Here is a 14,507-nt window from a genome sequence, read left to right as displayed (position 1 = left end):
AAATCTAACTCTTAACTTGTGATATAGCAACTAACCCAATTAGTGCACAGAAAATCATGTAAAAACTTGCTAAGGTTCCTTGTCCTGTAACTTTGATAATAGTTGTGCATATAAATGGTGCAAGACCACCAAAAAATCCCGAAGCTATATTTCTTGATAAACCAAATCCACTGTATCGTACCTTTATTGGGAATAATTCGCACATAAACGCGCTAACAGGACCAAGAGAAGCAGCTATTGGGATTATAAAAAGAACGTGCGCCATTATGGTGAGCAAATTATTACCACTTAGTATCATTGAAAAAACTGGATAACTTACTACTATAAAAGTCACAAATGCAAATTTCATGACTCTTTCTCTCCCTACCTTATCAGAAAGTATTGCAAATAGTATAGTCAATCCTCCAAGTGCAACCTGATTCAATATTTCTACTGCGTGATTAAAGTGAGTGTTTATTGTTGATGCAAGTAGATTAAAAAACACTAAATATATGTAAAGAGATGCATTCTCAACTATGTCAACTCCAATTGATATTAGAAAAGGTTTTTTATAGCCATTTAACAGTTCTTTTAACGGTAATTCATGTGGCTTTTCCTGCTTTTTATATTCTGGGCTTTCATCGAGTATATATCTCATATATATACTGATTAATCCTATTACAAAACTGAAAATAAAAGGCAATCTCCATCCCCAAGATTCAAAATCGGATACCTCCTTACATATGAGCACTACTATCAGACTCAATATTGAACCAAGAATTGCGCTTAAAACTTCAATGCTGCCAAAAAATCCTCTTTTATTCTTAGGAGCATGCTCTATTAAAAATGGCGCATTTCCTGCCTCTCCTCCAAGAGATATACCCTGCAATAATCTTAAACATACCACCAGTATTGATGCTAGTACTCCAATTTTTTGATAACCCGGAACAAAGGCAATGAGTACAGTTGATAGAGTCATCAATATAATAGAGAGAAAGAGAGCAATCCTTCTTCCATATTTATCGCCAATGTGGCCAAATATAGCAGCACCAATTGGTCTTATTAAGAAACCCACTGCAAATACTCCAAAAGCTTTAAGTATGCTGACTAATTTGTCGTCTGATGGAAAAAACACATCTCCGATTATGCTTATTAGATGGCTGAAAAGCATGTGATCATACCACAATAAAGTGTTACAAATTAAACTTGATAGTATTACTTTTGTTATTTGTTGCACGAAATCTTCCGTAATTTGTTTGATATTATAGTAATATTACTTACTTTTTCAAACGTGAATTATGTAAATGTTATATTAATAATATTATCTTATTAAATTTTTATATCGTTGATTATATTTAAATATTCTTATACTATACCTATATATTTCCATATATTTTTTGGCGAGAAAGTTATTTTAATTTAAGTGCACAAAGTCTCTTGATATGACACATATTCCAGTTTTGTTAAAAGAGATGCTACTGCAATTGTCACCACACAGTGGTGGTATATATGTGGATGCCACGTTTGGAGCTGGAGGATATAGCAAAGCAATATTGGAATCCGCTGATTGCAAAGTGTATGCAATTGATAGGGATGAAACAGTTACCAAATTTTATGATGATCTAAATGTTAAATACCCTAATAGAATAAAGTTATTTATTGAAAAGTTTAGTAATATCAAAGATTTATTAGATAGTAATAATATTAAAGGTATCAATGGAATAGTTTTCGACGTTGGAGTTTCATCTATGCAGCTTGATAATGGAGATAGAGGATTCTCATTTCTACGTGATGGCCCACTTAACATGAGCATGGATAACTATTCTCATATGAATGCTTCGACATTTGTTAACGCTTTACGTGAAGAAGAGATTGCAAACACTATATATAATTATGGGGGTGAGCGTCATTCTCGTAAAATCGCAAGAGCGATAGTAAATGCGCGGAAGAAGAAAATTATCAAAACTACATTTGAACTTGCGGATATTGTACGTTCTGTAGTGTTTCGTGGAAAAAGCAAGATTGACCCTGCAACTAGGACATTTCAGGCAATCAGAATATGGGTAAATGATGAGCTAGGAGAGCTTGAAAAGGGTATTAAAGCTGCATCTGAGATTTTAAGTGAAAACGGCAAATTAATTGTAGTTACCTTTCATTCTCTAGAAGATCGTATAGTTAAAACCCTTTTTAAAGATTTGTGTGAACCAGGACCTACAAAGACATTCTCCCTTTTAAACAAAAAAGTGATTAAAGCAAGTGCGGAAGAAATAAATGCAAATCCGCGTGCGCGTTCAGCAAAATTAAGAGCTATACAGAGGTTGTCATGAGAACCTTCTCTATTATTTCAATAACTATGTTTTTATTATAGGGTTATTTAAGGTAAAATTACATGTCCACTCACTAAATAAATAGCTAACACAAATAAAACGTGAAATTAATTTAGTGCAAAGCAACATAAAAGTTCTTCAAGCAGAATGAAGTTATTTGAGTAATCCAAAAAAACTTGCAGTCTTACGGAGAAATACCTAAAAAATAACTCTTTGATACTAGCTAGCCAGGTTCGACTATCTAAATGACCTTAGTGTGTTAGCAAAATCATAGTAACGATTAGGTTTAGGTTTTTAGATAAACACACTACGATAAAACTTACTTTGATACGAAATTATTTGCATAAGATTTTGGCAGTCTTTTCACATCTTTTGGCATTTCAATTATGTATTTTGTGTTATGTTTTTTTGCGTAAGATACTGCTTTTTCAAGATAATCAAACTTTAATACAATCTGTTTTTGGGGATCTTTTGAGCCAACCCATCCCATCAAAGGTTCAATATAGTAAGAACAAGGCTCAATTTTTAGGTGCCAGAATTTTGTATTACCTAAGCCAGATTGTGTTGCAGTTTTTGTTGGCTTATAAATCTTAAAAACTACTTGATCGTTAATACTCATAGCTCTTACTACGTAATCTTAAGTATATATCTAAATAAATTTTTCCACAAAGAATTAGTGTGAAAGAATGAAGTTTGAAATAAATATTTTTATGTTATATTATTAAATTATATAAAAAGGATTAGCTGAATAGGAGTAATCGATGGCACAGCAAGAAATGGTAACAATTAATGCAGAGTTACGTGATGTAAAAAAAAAGAAAGCGATGCAGGCTCTGAGGGAGAAGGGAAGTATACCTGCAGTTATATATGGTAAAGGGCATGATAACGTAAATTTGACATTGTCTGCAAAGGAATTTACTAAACAATATAAATCAGGTGCTCTTTCTGCACATTTAATAGAACTAGATATTTCAGGGAAAAAAGAATATGCTCTTGTTCGTGATATTCAATGGCATGTAGTAAAGGATACTGTGCAACATGTTGATTTTCAGTTTGTTGATAAAGGTAGTGAAATTAAAATAGATATACCTTTATCATTCATCAATGAAAGTAAATCACCAGGAATCAAATTAGGTGGAGTGCTTAATGTTCTGTGTCGTTCTATTACTGTCAAATGCTCTCCTGAGAAAATACCTCAAGTCATAGAAATTGATTTGTCTGGCAAAATGATTGGTCAGTCTATACATATCAATGATGTAAAATTGCCAGAAGGTGTTAAATTTGTAGCTCATGAGGAAGAAAATTTCACCATTGTAACAATCTCTGCTGCCGATAGTGATGTTGAAGAGACTCAAACAAAAACAGAGGAGTAGTGCATTTAATAGCTGGGCTTGGTAATCCTGGTAGTCAATATGAGTTAACTCATCATAATATTGGTTTTATCGTTATTGACGCAATCTACAAATATTGGAATTTTCAGTCATTTTCTAAGAAAGCCGATTACTTGATAACCTCTGGCATAATTAACAATAATAAAGTTATGCTAATAAAGCCTTATTCGTTTATGAATAATTCAGGTATTCCTGTTGCAAAAATAAAAAATTTTTACAAATTATCGCTAGACAATATTGTTGTCATACATGATGATGCTGACTTGAAATTTGGAAGAATAAAAGTAAAAAAAGGTGGTAGTTCTGCTGGACACAATGGACTTAAGTCTATAGATAGCTTTATTGGTAATGATTATTGGCGTTTAAGATTTGGAGTAGGCAGGCCTGAAGGTCAGAAAAGCTTAGCAGACTATGTGTTATCAAAATTTGAAAATTTTGATAACGTTATCCTCTTAGTGGAAAAAATAGCAAAAAATATACACCTAATGCTGCAAGGAGATAACGCAGCTTTCATCAACTCGGTTGAGAGTGAAACTTTAGTATAGCAAACGAATACTGCCCAATACAAACTAATCTAGATTAGAATACTGATTCTTCTAGAAGTTGTTCACGCTCCTCTTCTATTGCAATAGAGTTATCGTGATTTTTAAATAAATCTCTGATTTTTGTTTCTATTTCATTTGCAATTTCTTTGTTTGCCTTGAGGTAACTTTTTACATTTTCTCTTCCTTGGCCAAGACGCGTATTGTTATATGAATAATAAGCACCTGCCTTTTCAAGGACACCAAGTTTTGCTCCTATATCTATTATTTCCCCAAGTTTTGATATGCCTTCATTATACATTATATCAAATTTTGCCTCTCTAAATGGAGGAGCGACTTTATTTTTTACGACTTTAACTCTCGTTTCATTGCCCGTGATATTCTCTTTATCCTTTATCGCACCAACTTTTCTTATATCAAGTCTTATAGAAGTATAGAATTTTAACGCATTTCCACCGGTGGTAGTTTCAGGATTTCCATATACTACTCCTATTTTCATACGGATTTGGTTGATAAATATCAATATACAGTTTGCTTTTGAAACTACAGAAGTTAGTTTCCTGAGTCCATGGCTTAGAAGCCTTGCTTGCAATCCCATGTGCTGATCGCCCATATCCCCTTCAATTTCAGCTCTTGGAGTTAGTGCTGCAACAGAATCAATAACTATTACATCAACTGCACTAGAACACACTAAATACTCAACAATATGCAATGCCTGCTCTCCAGTGTCTGGTTGTGAAATTACCAAATCATCAGTTTTCACTCCAAGTTTACGAGCATATATAACATCCAGTGCGTGCTCCGCATCGATAAATGCACATAATCCTCCTTTTTTCTGTGCTTCAGCAATTACATGCAAAGCAAGAGTAGTTTTACCAGAACTCTCAGGGCCAAATATCTCAATTATACGTCCTTTTGGCAATCCCCCAACACCCAGAGCTGAATCAAGTGCAATCGACCCTGTAGATATCGTGTCTATTTTTTCTACAGGGTTTTGCTTTAGCTTCATTATTGCACCTTTACCGAATGCTTTTTCAATTTGACTTATTGCATTATCTAGTGCTTTTTGCTTATCATTATTTCTTTCTTCTGGATTATGTGCCATGGATCATTTATTAACTTGTATAGTCTCCATGGTAATTGAACGCAACCAATCTGCCAAGGGTTTTTTAATAACGAAGAACGTTAGTTACCTAAAATTAGATAGATAGACTTTGTAGTGCGATACAAAATAACGATAGAATACAATGGTATAGTATTTTCTAAAATGAATGATAAATTTCCATTATGGTATTACCAACCAAAAGTTGTAAGTCTGTACATTTATACATTAGAGGTCTGAGGCGGCTTTTGATGGTATGCCAACAGTGTTCTATGGGATTCAAATCTGGTGAATATGTTGGAAGATACAGCACATGACAGCCAAAAGACTCTATTAATGATTTTGTTTTAGTGGTCTTATGAAATGTAGCATTATCCATAACTATGGTTGTGCCAAGTGGCAATTTAGGTAATAACATCTTCTCCAACCATATATTGAATACCTCTTTGTCACACCCACCTTTGAAAGTCATTGGTGCAATAAATCTCATTCCAATCCACCCGGCTACTATACTGATTCTCTCTCGAGTTCTCCCTGGAATATCTGCATAAATTTTCTTTCCTCTTGGAGCACGTCCATATTCTCGGTATAACTTATTATCAACTCCTGCTTCATCTATATATAAGATGCTGGAATGGTCTATTTTTGAGATTTTATCAATAAATTGCTGCCTATCTTCTTGATTGCGCTCTTGATATAGTGTGACTTTTTTTTAAAGTAATTTTTAGCTGTTTTAGTCTATACCAAATTGAATTTATTCCAAATCCAAGATTTTGTTTCATCTCTGCCAGAGTATGATCTGGATTCTTTGTAACATATTCTTCGAGTATTTTTGGGTCTATTTTTCGAATAAAGCTACCGTTTTTAGATGGCTTTAGGCTTTCACCAGCAGCTTTCTTTTTTAACCAGCGGTACAGAGTTGCTATTCCTATCTCCATGAGCTCTGCTATCTCAACCTTTGTCTTCCCTTTTTCTATCATCAATACTGCCTTTTCCCTTAAATCCACACTATATGCCATTATAACTCAAATACTTCATTATACCTTTATCATTTACTTTAGGAAATACTATAGTGGTTTCTCTGGCTGGCAAAAGCAACAACACTCTGCTAACTCAATTCAGGAAACCATAGAAAACGCTATATTTAATTTCAGTGGCGAGAGAGTCTCTTTGCATTGTGGTGGCAGAACTGACACAGGGGTTCATGCTTTAGGGCAAGTTGCTCATTTCAATATGGAAAGGCAATTTGAGCTTTACAGAATAAGAAATGGAATAAACTATCACTTAAAAGCTATTCCTATAGTTGTGCTTAGTGCAGAAGCCGTAGATGATGCATTTCATGCGCGATTTTCAGCAAAAAAAAGATATTATGAATATAGAATAATTAATCGCTACGCTCCTGCAGCTCTGGAAATCGGTTATGTGTGGCAAGTATTTAACCCACTTGACGTAAACATCATGCGTGAAGCTGCTAGACACCTGCTTGGAAAACATAATCTTTCAAGCTTCCGCTCAAAAGATTGTCAAGCTACAAATCCGGTCAGAACAATCGATGATATTGATATAGTACAAAATGGAAGTCACATATACATCAAAATATCTGCGATTTCCTTTTTGCATAACCAAGTGAGGATTATTGTTGGCACTTTAGTTGAATTTGGAAAAAATAGAACTAATCCACAAGAAATGTTAAATATATTAAGTCAATGCAAAAGAAACGCCGCTGGGGTCACTGCGCCGCCTCACGGCTTATACTTAGTAAAGATAGATTACTAGCTTAAGTCCTCATTGGCATTACTATATATAGTGCACTTGGATCATCTTCATCAGTGATAATTGTAGCGCTATTACCATCTGATAGGCTGACCTTACATTTGTTTTTTATACAAGATAAAGCATCAAGCAAATAACGAGAATTAAATCCTACTTCCATAAGAGCTCCATCGTAATCCACCTCTATAGACTCAGTTGCATCACTACACTCTTGAGAGTTTGAATGCAGAGTTAATAAATTCTTTTGCAATGAAAATTTAATGGATTTTATTTTATCGGACACAACAACAGAAACCCGATCTATAACGCTAGCAAGCTTACTACTCTCAACAATCATTTGTTTATCTTGAGACGTTGGAATGACAGCTTTGTAATCTGGAAAAGTCCCATCTATCAATTTTGATATTAGAATATACTCACCACATGTAAATTTGATTTTTCTATCTGAAAGTTTTATATTTATCTCATTACAATCACCCAATACTTTCAACAGTTCCATGATAGTTTTACGTGGAATGATCACCCCAAATTCTCCGTTGATATCTTCAGGTTTAGGCCTTTTTATACATGATAAACGGTGGCCATCAGTTGCAACGCAGTACAGAAATTGCTCATCTGTATGCAGATATATCCCGTTTAAATTATACCTTGTATCATCCAGCGACACAGCAAACTTCGTTTTAGTCAATAAGTCTACCAAATCTGCACTTAGTAGAGTGAAATCGTATTGATGATCACCTTCTTCCAGAACAGGGAAGTTATTTGAAACTACGTTCGGTAAAGAAAAATTTGCATTTCCACAGGATATCAATAATTTTCCTTGATTATTCATTTCGAAATTGACATCCAAATTAGTTGGCAATTTTTTCACTATGTCATGTAAAGTATGTGCTGAGATTTTCACTTCTCCTTCTGCTGATACATTTGCAGTAAGTGAGGCAAATATTGAAATGTCAAGATCAGTAGCCTTTAGTTTTATGCTGCCATGTTGTGCTTTGATATTTATACACGCTAAAACGTCTATCGCGTTGCGCCTTTCAACCACCCCGCTCACTCTGGATAGCGTATTTAAAAGACTTGCACGACTTACACTAAAACGCATTTGTTCACACACAGAACTTTGTTCTTTGATTCCTATATCTACAATTTTTGACATATTAATTCTCAAAAATATATTTTAAATGATATTCATATTCTATGTAAAGTGATATCCATATTTTTGTCTGAGAGACAAAACAGCCTATCTTATACTTTAGTGATCAATAATTTACTTTGTATGGCATAAGTCATGCATTTTTTGGTACGCTTTTTGAAAGCCAAGCAAGGAATAAGTATCATCAACATTTGCTGTTTTTACTTTTCCATTAACTACCATTGATAATCCCTGCTTCATTTTTAGAATCAAATCTTGGTCCATTTTTGTATCATCTGTCCACGCAAGACTTCCCTGTATTATTGGCAATTGATATTTAATTTTTTTATCGATATTGAGAACTACAGGCTCATTATTATACTGAAAGCCAGAAGTGACGCTCACCTCATCTGCTTTTTTATCAACGTAACTGACCATTACATACGGCTTGCGATCGGCTGTATAATGTTCACTTTTTTTCTTAGGATGAGATACAATATAACACACTTTTTCACCATCTTCCAATGCAGTATACACAAACCAGTCTTTATATTTTTCGCTCAGTTGTACATTACTAACCGATGCAAGAGTGTCTATTGAAAGAAATATTAGAAATACGAAAAGACTACGCATGTAAACCGAATTTCAAACTCTCTGATTTTATATGTTGTTTTACCTTACTCATCGCTTGCTCAGCCAGCTGTCTTATTCTTTCTCTTGAAACACAATATTTTTTGCTAAGCTCATCCAAAGTCTGAGTATTCTCAGACAAATATCTGCTAATGAAAATGTCTCTTGATCTTTCATTAAGACTTGCTAATGCATTGCTTAAGATTGTTTCTTTTAATGCCTTTTCTTCATGATTCTGGTAAGCTACTTCTTGACTAACTAAATTACACGGAATCATATCTTGTAATTCCTTTTTAGAGTCTTCACCTATTTTTATACAATTATTTAACGACTGATCCTTACAAGCCAGACGATAGCTCATCTGTACAACATCTTCTTCAGATACAGAAAGCTCATTTGATATTGCTTTTATTTCTTCTTTACTCAAAGTTTCTCTGTTTGTGTATTGTAAAATTCTTTTTTTTATTTTACGTAAACTAAAAAACAATCTCCTTTGTGCTTGCGTTGTACCTATTTTTACAAGTGACCAAGATTTTAATATAAAGTCTTTCATTGAAGCTTCAATCCACCATACTGCATAAGTTGAAAAACGAAATCCCAAGTTAGGATTGAACTTTTTCACTGCATGCATTAAACCCATATTTCCTTCCATGACCAGGTCCATCAACAATAGACCGTAATTCTTAAATTTCATTGCAATTTTTACTACCAAATTCAAATGGCTAGTAATCAACCTGTGAGCAGAAGAAATATCCTGGTATTCTTGCCAATTTTTTGCTAATCGCACTTCCTCTTCTTGGGAAAGCATAGGAAATTTTCGCACTTCAGCAATATATTGCATGAGATTAGTGCTACTATTAACACATAAATTTGCTACTGGGGTCAACATAATAACTTAAATTAAAACTCTATACATATAATATATTGATTTTCAGTGAAAAATTCAAGCTTTAATTAAAAAAGCATAACTTTATATCTAGTTGAGATCTTAACAACAGCTACCTAAATGTAGAATTAAAATTGCCAGCGTGTAACGATAAAAACTACATTAAATAAATAATGTGTTATTCCAGTGCTCAAACACTGGAATTCACATTTCTTTTTTCTAGATCCCAGTGTCATGCTACTTGAATGACAAGAAAAACCCACTGGGATAATAAGACAAAGATAGACTAGAAATTAAACGCTACTCCAGCTTCTGCACCAACAGTGCTGTAAAGAACATTTTTGATACCAGTATCATCCTTATTTGCCTTATCAAAACTAGCACCATAAGAACCGAAGTAACGAGCTCCAGCAAAGAGTTTGATTTCTGGGGTTACATCATAACTAACACCAGCTTTTGCTTGATAAGCAAAACCAAATTCTTTTTGCTCTTTAACTGCATCAGCTTTTGAAGGATTGCTGATATATGCTGCACCAACACCAACACCAACGTATGGAGTGATAGGCATATCTTCAATCGCTATATCGTAATAAACGTTAACCAATCCTGAAAATGCTGTTACACTATCTGCAGCCTTGTCATCAGATACTACAGTTGCATCTTTAGCCAATTGTGAGTAAAGCCCTTCAACATCAACTCTAATGTCATCCATTTTATAACCAAATGCACCACCACCAGCTAGAAAAGATGCTTTTAAGGGACTTTTACCTGATGTATGTGTAATACCATCAACTTTTGTATAAAGAGGTAAAATTTCACCGTTGTATTGTAAACGAACATAGTAGCTAGTTTCTTCATCACTTATTGGACCAATAGGGTCTGATGAAAAAGCAGAGTTTGATAGGCTTAGCAACGTCACTAAAGCAGCTGCCGAAAAAAACTTTTTATAATGCATAATTGCCCTCGTTAAAAAAATTAAAATTCCACTTTAGCAGTCTAAATAATAACTAAAGTTAAGTCAAGTGCTAACTTAATAACACAAAACCTTCTGTATCTTAACTAACTTTTAGGAAAATACAAAGATTTTATTAATTAATAAATAGAGTTACTCTACTTTTTTTACTCTTGATTTTTTGGTATAGCTAACATAGGTAAGATTTACTATCGAAAGACCTCGTCATTCCGCTACTTGTTAGCGGAATCTATACCGCGGCGGTATGACGTAGGGCTGTGCTAGCTATAGGTGCATTATATGAAAAAGTACTAGCGTTGGAAATATTAGAAAAAAAATACTTACACTAAAAGAAATTTCAGTAGTATAGAAATAAATTCAAAAAGGGAGTTTAAATCCAGGTGGTAACCCCATCATACCTGCAAGATCAGAGGTTGCATTTGCCATATCTTCTTCTGCTTTTTTAATGGCATCATTAAACGCTGCTGTCACTAAATCTTCTACTATGTCTTTTTCTTCATTTCTCATAAGCTCTAAGTCTATGTTTACCTTTTTAGCTTTATAGCCACCTATTTTTATAACTTCCACTAATATAGAAACTTTGCCACCACCAGAAATACCTTGAAACTCTTTTCCAATATATTTTTCTTGGGCTTCCGCAAGCTTTTTTTGCATTTCTTGCGCTTGCTTCATTATTTGACTGAAATCCACAACCTACTCCTTATTTTCTATATTAACTACCTTTGCACCTTTAAACGTATTTAATATATCCTTAACTACAGGTGCATAATTTAAATTGCTCACTTCCCTATTCATATAACTCGTATCAACTATAATAACCCACTCCTGATTAGTAGCTTGATTTAAGTAACTTTTCAAGTCATTACAAAAATTATTGTTCAAGTTAGATACAGCTTTTAATTTTAAATACCCAAATTTACAATCTATTAATTGTAGATTACTACACAGTTGTTTGTAAAGATAAATTTGGTTACTCCGCCTTAATAGTTGCAAAATCTTATCAAAATCGTAATTTTGTTGTTTATTTTTCACATGGATCCCAGTGTCGCGCACTGGGATGACAGAGTGGGGTTTTTCCACATATTTTTTTGGATCCGAGTAGTCAGCTACTTGGATGACAGATGGGGAAGGTGCAACAGGTCTGCCCTGTCTATTTCCTTGCTCTACATTCTGTGAAAGAATTTTTTTGATCACCTGTTCCGGAGAAGGCAAATCAGAAAGATAACAAAGGCTAATTAACATCATTTCAGCAGCAACCTCATTGCATGTTGAAATTTTTATATCTTGAATACCCTTAAGCAGCACCTTCCACAATCTCGAAAAAAATATTAAAGACTTTTTCGCACTCAAATCTTTTACTCTGCTCTTCTCATATTCTGTATCAATCTCTTTTGTAATTAAAAAACGGCATATTAACTGGATTGTTTGCAGCAGATCTTCAAAAATATTGAGCGGGTTTGCTGTTTTTACCACATTGTCGAATACTAACAAAGCCTTCTGTAAATCACTATCTAATACTGCTTCCAGTAGATCAAATATAACGTTTCTATCTACTAGACCAAGTATGTCTGTAACACTTTGAGTGGATATTGTACCATCTTTGCTATATAGCACTGCTTGATTCATCAAAAATAAAGCGTTACGCATTGAATGATTGCAGTGGTGCGCAATTAATTCCGATGCTTCTTTTTCAATAAAATAATTTTCTTTTTGTGCAATATCATTTAAACGCTCCATTATCTTAGCTGAAGGAATGTTATGTAAGTCAAACCTTTGACAACGTGCAATAACAGTTATTGGTATCTTTTTTATTTCTGTAGTTGCTAGAATAAACTTTACGCTAGATGGTGGTTCTTCTAGAGTTTTAAGTAATGCATTAAATGCATTACTGGATAACATGTGTACTTCATCTATAATGTAAACCTTAAATTTAGAACTTATTGGTAAATAGCAAATATCTCCCAAGATCGCTCTAACATCCTCAACACTAGTGTGACTTGCCGCATCGATTTCAACTACATCTGGATGGCTTGAATTTTTTATTGCCAGACAACTTGTACATGATCCACAAGGTTCAAAAGTTGGCCCCAATGAGCAGTTCAAACATAAAGCTATTATTCTTGCAGTGGTGGTTTTACCAATTCCACTGCTACCAGAAAGCAGTATAGATTGTGGAATTTTGTTGAGAGTAAAAGCATTTTCTAGTATACGCACCAATATATCTTGACCTACTAAATCTTTAAAGCTACTAGGACGATATTTTAATGCTATGTTCATAGCCTAGAATAAAACAAATAGTACAAATAGGTATGCAACCCAAAAAGATTCTGATATGGTTGCTTCATTTCTGACCTGACCAAGTTACAGAATTTTTGCCTGCATACCTTATCAAAGGTTATACTTTTTTTTTTTTTTAGCAAGGTATATTCTATATTAGTCTTATAATTTATATGTTAGACCTTTTGCAACATTACTTTGGAGTAAACAGCTGTTACCTAAAATACTCTTCTTCTGTCATCCCAGTCTGGGATGGCTTTGTTGCATCACACTTTATGAGATGGTGATTTATGGTAAATTCATGTAACTATCTCAAATTTAGCCACACCAATATCAGTGAATTTATTAAGCAAATAGCATTTAGTTCTTTTTCTCGATTTATCTCAGATTTATTCCTAAACAAATACTTGCTTCAACCTTGAGAAAAATCCTTCTATGTAAGATCTTTTTCCATAATTTACTTCTTTTTCCATTCTTTCATGCCATCTTCACCGTATAATTTTTTAACCTAATAGCAGCATTTCTGTCAGACATATAATCTATTTTTGAATGTTCTGCTGCATCCTTTTTTGGTAGAACTTTTGTTTTTATATCGTATTTCTTACACAATTTATAAAGTTTTTGCCTATCGTATGCCCTATCTGCATATAATGCTTTTATTTTGTGCTGAAAATTAACTTCTTCAAGCAAATCGCAAGTGGTCAGAGTAGACGCCATTACTGTATCTTGCAGCTATAGCTTTTTTACTATTCACACTTAACATAACATGTAACTTTCTTACTTGCTCGTAGCTTCGGTACTTTCTATCTGCACTGTTTTCCTTACTGTGGCCAGGAGTGTTACTGTAAATTTGTGCTATCTATGATAATTTCAATATTTTCCATGTTGCTTTTATCAATCCTGCAATCATTTATCTTAATATTAAGTTTTTTTTGATGCTTGTTAATAGCTGCAAATTTTTTCCTATTTGTTGCAGATATCCTTTTACAAACCCTACCGTTTGTCTTAAGCCAATTCTAAAAAGATTAACGATTATATGCACCAAAATCACAACTTTATCACTATAAATATAGTTGCCGCCCTGCATTTTTGGACTATTTTCATACCAATTTTCGATAGCTTCATCGATGTAACGAAAAATATTCCCCCTTTTTTCAAGGAATTTGTTATATTCGTTTTGGTTACTGACTTTCATTTTCTGTGGCATATTTTTTCTTCAACAGTGAAAAAGCCCACTGGGATCCAACTAAGTTACTTTACAACGTTTTTCGCACAAAAGGACTGGATTCTAGCGTCACGCGCTAGAATGACATCAACTTTTGAATTCCAGTTATGCAAGAAATCTATTCATTTGAAACTTGTTTGAGAAACGTAGCTATAAAAACCGCAGGTACCAGTTGGTTTTTATTAGCTAAAGTAAAGGTCAAATATCTGGAATTCTGGACATAAAATCCCCCTGTAAAAAAGATTAGAAAAAAATGCAGTGCACATACGA

Annotated in this window: 17 protein-coding genes and 1 other RNA gene; 4 read left to right on the top strand and 14 right to left on the bottom strand. The window is 33.7% G+C overall.

What is annotated here, in order from left to right; all coding sequences use genetic code 11:
• Window positions 1-4 precede the first annotated feature (4 nt).
• Window positions 5-1,216 (bottom strand): MFS transporter, encoded by a 1,212-nt coding sequence (locus AAGD65_RS00835; RefSeq protein ID WP_264682927.1) that lies wholly within the window; start codon window positions 1,214-1,216, stop codon window positions 5-7.
• 205 nt (window positions 1,217-1,421) lie between these two features.
• Here AAGD65_RS00835 and rsmH point away from each other — a divergent pair, with 205 nt between their 5' ends.
• Window positions 1,422-2,306 (top strand): 16S rRNA (cytosine(1402)-N(4))-methyltransferase RsmH, encoded by an 885-nt coding sequence (gene rsmH, locus AAGD65_RS00830; protein WP_264682926.1) that lies wholly within the window; start codon window positions 1,422-1,424, stop codon window positions 2,304-2,306.
• Window positions 2,307-2,625: 319 nt separating this feature from the next.
• Here rsmH and AAGD65_RS00825 read toward each other — a convergent pair whose 3' ends face one another.
• Window positions 2,626-2,925 (bottom strand): ETC complex I subunit, encoded by a 300-nt coding sequence (locus AAGD65_RS00825; protein ID WP_264682925.1) that lies wholly within the window; start codon window positions 2,923-2,925, stop codon window positions 2,626-2,628.
• Between the two features lie 142 nt (window positions 2,926-3,067).
• On the opposite strand from AAGD65_RS00825, the gene AAGD65_RS00820 reads away from it, so the two are divergent.
• Together AAGD65_RS00820 and pth are read left to right on the top strand one after the other, a co-directional pair.
• Complete coding sequence (locus AAGD65_RS00820; RefSeq protein WP_007302321.1) at window positions 3,068-3,679, top strand: 50S ribosomal protein L25/general stress protein Ctc; 612 nt, start codon at window positions 3,068-3,070, stop codon at window positions 3,677-3,679.
• Window positions 3,679-4,242 carry an aminoacyl-tRNA hydrolase gene (pth, locus tag AAGD65_RS00815; RefSeq protein WP_264682924.1) on the top strand — a complete coding sequence of 188 codons (564 nt, stop codon included), beginning with the start codon at window positions 3,679-3,681 and terminating at the stop codon, window positions 4,240-4,242. The genes AAGD65_RS00820 and pth overlap by 1 nt, the downstream gene beginning before the upstream one ends.
• A gap of 34 nt (window positions 4,243-4,276) precedes the next feature.
• On the opposite strand, the gene recA is transcribed toward pth, so the two are convergent.
• The 3 genes from recA to AAGD65_RS00800 all read right to left on the bottom strand — a co-directional run bounded on the left by recA (window position 4,277) and on the right by AAGD65_RS00800 (window position 6,360).
• Complete coding sequence (recA, locus tag AAGD65_RS00810; protein WP_264376085.1) at window positions 4,277-5,344, bottom strand: recombinase RecA; 1,068 nt, start codon at window positions 5,342-5,344, stop codon at window positions 4,277-4,279.
• 157 nt (window positions 5,345-5,501) lie between these two features.
• Window positions 5,502-5,984, bottom strand: coding sequence for an IS630 family transposase (locus AAGD65_RS00805; protein ID WP_252154099.1), 483 nt, complete (start codon window positions 5,982-5,984; stop codon window positions 5,502-5,504).
• A gap of 28 nt (window positions 5,985-6,012) precedes the next feature.
• The gene (locus AAGD65_RS00800) at window positions 6,013-6,360 is read right to left on the bottom strand and encodes a transposase (RefSeq protein ID WP_264336399.1); all 348 of its coding nucleotides are present in this window, start codon (window positions 6,358-6,360) and stop codon (window positions 6,013-6,015) included.
• Between the two features lie 28 nt (window positions 6,361-6,388).
• Between AAGD65_RS00800 and truA the strand changes: the two genes are divergently transcribed.
• Entirely contained in the window at window positions 6,389-7,117 is a 729-nt protein-coding gene (gene truA, locus AAGD65_RS00795) for a tRNA pseudouridine(38-40) synthase TruA (protein ID WP_264683385.1), read from the top strand.
• Between the two features lies 1 nt (window position 7,118).
• Here the strand turns inward: truA and dnaN are convergent, their stop codons facing one another.
• From dnaN to AAGD65_RS00750, 9 genes are all read right to left on the bottom strand, one after another.
• Window positions 7,119-8,270, bottom strand: coding sequence for a DNA polymerase III subunit beta (gene dnaN / locus AAGD65_RS00790; protein WP_264682923.1), 1,152 nt, complete (start codon window positions 8,268-8,270; stop codon window positions 7,119-7,121).
• 111 nt (window positions 8,271-8,381) lie between these two features.
• The gene (locus AAGD65_RS00785; protein WP_019078627.1) at window positions 8,382-8,879 is read right to left on the bottom strand and encodes an invasion associated locus B family protein; all 498 of its coding nucleotides are present in this window, start codon (window positions 8,877-8,879) and stop codon (window positions 8,382-8,384) included.
• Window positions 8,872-9,765, bottom strand: coding sequence for an RNA polymerase factor sigma-32 (locus tag AAGD65_RS00780; RefSeq protein WP_264682922.1), 894 nt, complete (start codon window positions 9,763-9,765; stop codon window positions 8,872-8,874). The genes AAGD65_RS00785 and AAGD65_RS00780 overlap by 8 nt, the downstream gene beginning before the upstream one ends.
• A 283-nt stretch (window positions 9,766-10,048) precedes the next feature.
• A complete protein-coding gene (locus AAGD65_RS00775) occupies window positions 10,049-10,717 on the bottom strand; it encodes a P44/Msp2 family outer membrane protein (protein WP_264682921.1) in 669 nt (222 codons plus the stop codon).
• A gap of 375 nt (window positions 10,718-11,092) precedes the next feature.
• Window positions 11,093-11,407, bottom strand: a complete 315-nt coding sequence (locus AAGD65_RS00770; RefSeq protein ID WP_007302329.1) for a YbaB/EbfC family nucleoid-associated protein — start codon at window positions 11,405-11,407, stop codon at window positions 11,093-11,095.
• A gap of 21 nt (window positions 11,408-11,428) precedes the next feature.
• Window positions 11,429-13,012 (bottom strand): DNA polymerase III subunit gamma/tau, encoded by a 1,584-nt coding sequence (gene dnaX, locus AAGD65_RS00765; RefSeq protein WP_264682920.1) that lies wholly within the window; start codon window positions 13,010-13,012, stop codon window positions 11,429-11,431.
• A 16-nt stretch (window positions 13,013-13,028) separates the two neighbouring features.
• Window positions 13,029-13,127, bottom strand: an RNA gene (ffs, locus tag AAGD65_RS00760) — signal recognition particle sRNA small type.
• Window positions 13,128-13,489: 362 nt separating this feature from the next.
• A complete protein-coding gene (locus AAGD65_RS00755) occupies window positions 13,490-13,729 on the bottom strand; it encodes a transposase (RefSeq protein ID WP_264682682.1) in 240 nt (79 codons plus the stop codon).
• A 193-nt stretch (window positions 13,730-13,922) separates the two neighbouring features.
• On the bottom strand, window positions 13,923-14,219 hold the full coding sequence (locus AAGD65_RS00750; RefSeq protein WP_264730335.1) for a transposase: 297 nt from the start codon (window positions 14,217-14,219) through the stop codon (window positions 13,923-13,925).
• Window positions 14,220-14,507 lie beyond the last annotated feature (288 nt).

The sequence above is a fragment of the Wolbachia endosymbiont (group B) of Chesias legatella genome, assembly GCF_964026945.1.
Classification (GTDB): domain Bacteria; phylum Pseudomonadota; class Alphaproteobacteria; order Rickettsiales; family Anaplasmataceae; genus Wolbachia.
This window is presented reverse-complemented; position numbering and strand designations above follow the sequence as displayed.

Excerpts from the sequence above, each read along its gene's own strand:
- AAGD65_RS00780 (WP_264682922.1), bottom strand. The coding sequence starts at position 9,765 with ATGTTGACCCCAGTAGCAAATTTATGTGTTAATAGTAGCACTAATCTC.
- rsmH (WP_264682926.1), top strand. The coding sequence starts at position 1,422 with ATGACACATATTCCAGTTTTGTTAAAAGAGATGCTACTGCAATTGTCA.
- dnaN (WP_264682923.1), bottom strand. The coding sequence starts at position 8,270 with ATGTCAAAAATTGTAGATATAGGAATCAAAGAACAAAGTTCTGTGTGT.
- AAGD65_RS00755 (WP_264682682.1), bottom strand. The coding sequence starts at position 13,729 with ATGGCGTCTACTCTGACCACTTGCGATTTGCTTGAAGAAGTTAATTTT.
- AAGD65_RS00800 (WP_264336399.1), bottom strand. The coding sequence starts at position 6,360 with ATGGCATATAGTGTGGATTTAAGGGAAAAGGCAGTATTGATGATAGAA.
- AAGD65_RS00820 (WP_007302321.1), top strand. The coding sequence starts at position 3,068 with ATGGCACAGCAAGAAATGGTAACAATTAATGCAGAGTTACGTGATGTA.
- AAGD65_RS00775 (WP_264682921.1), bottom strand. The coding sequence starts at position 10,717 with ATGCATTATAAAAAGTTTTTTTCGGCAGCTGCTTTAGTGACGTTGCTA.
- AAGD65_RS00825 (WP_264682925.1), bottom strand. The coding sequence starts at position 2,925 with ATGAGTATTAACGATCAAGTAGTTTTTAAGATTTATAAGCCAACAAAA.
- recA (WP_264376085.1), bottom strand. The coding sequence starts at position 5,344 with ATGGCACATAATCCAGAAGAAAGAAATAATGATAAGCAAAAAGCACTA.
- dnaX (WP_264682920.1), bottom strand. The coding sequence starts at position 13,012 with ATGAACATAGCATTAAAATATCGTCCTAGTAGCTTTAAAGATTTAGTA.
- AAGD65_RS00770 (WP_007302329.1), bottom strand. The coding sequence starts at position 11,407 with ATGAAGCAAGCGCAAGAAATGCAAAAAAAGCTTGCGGAAGCCCAAGAA.
- AAGD65_RS00750 (WP_264730335.1), bottom strand. The coding sequence starts at position 14,219 with ATGCCACAGAAAATGAAAGTCAGTAACCAAAACGAATATAACAAATTC.
- AAGD65_RS00785 (WP_019078627.1), bottom strand. The coding sequence starts at position 8,879 with ATGCGTAGTCTTTTCGTATTTCTAATATTTCTTTCAATAGACACTCTT.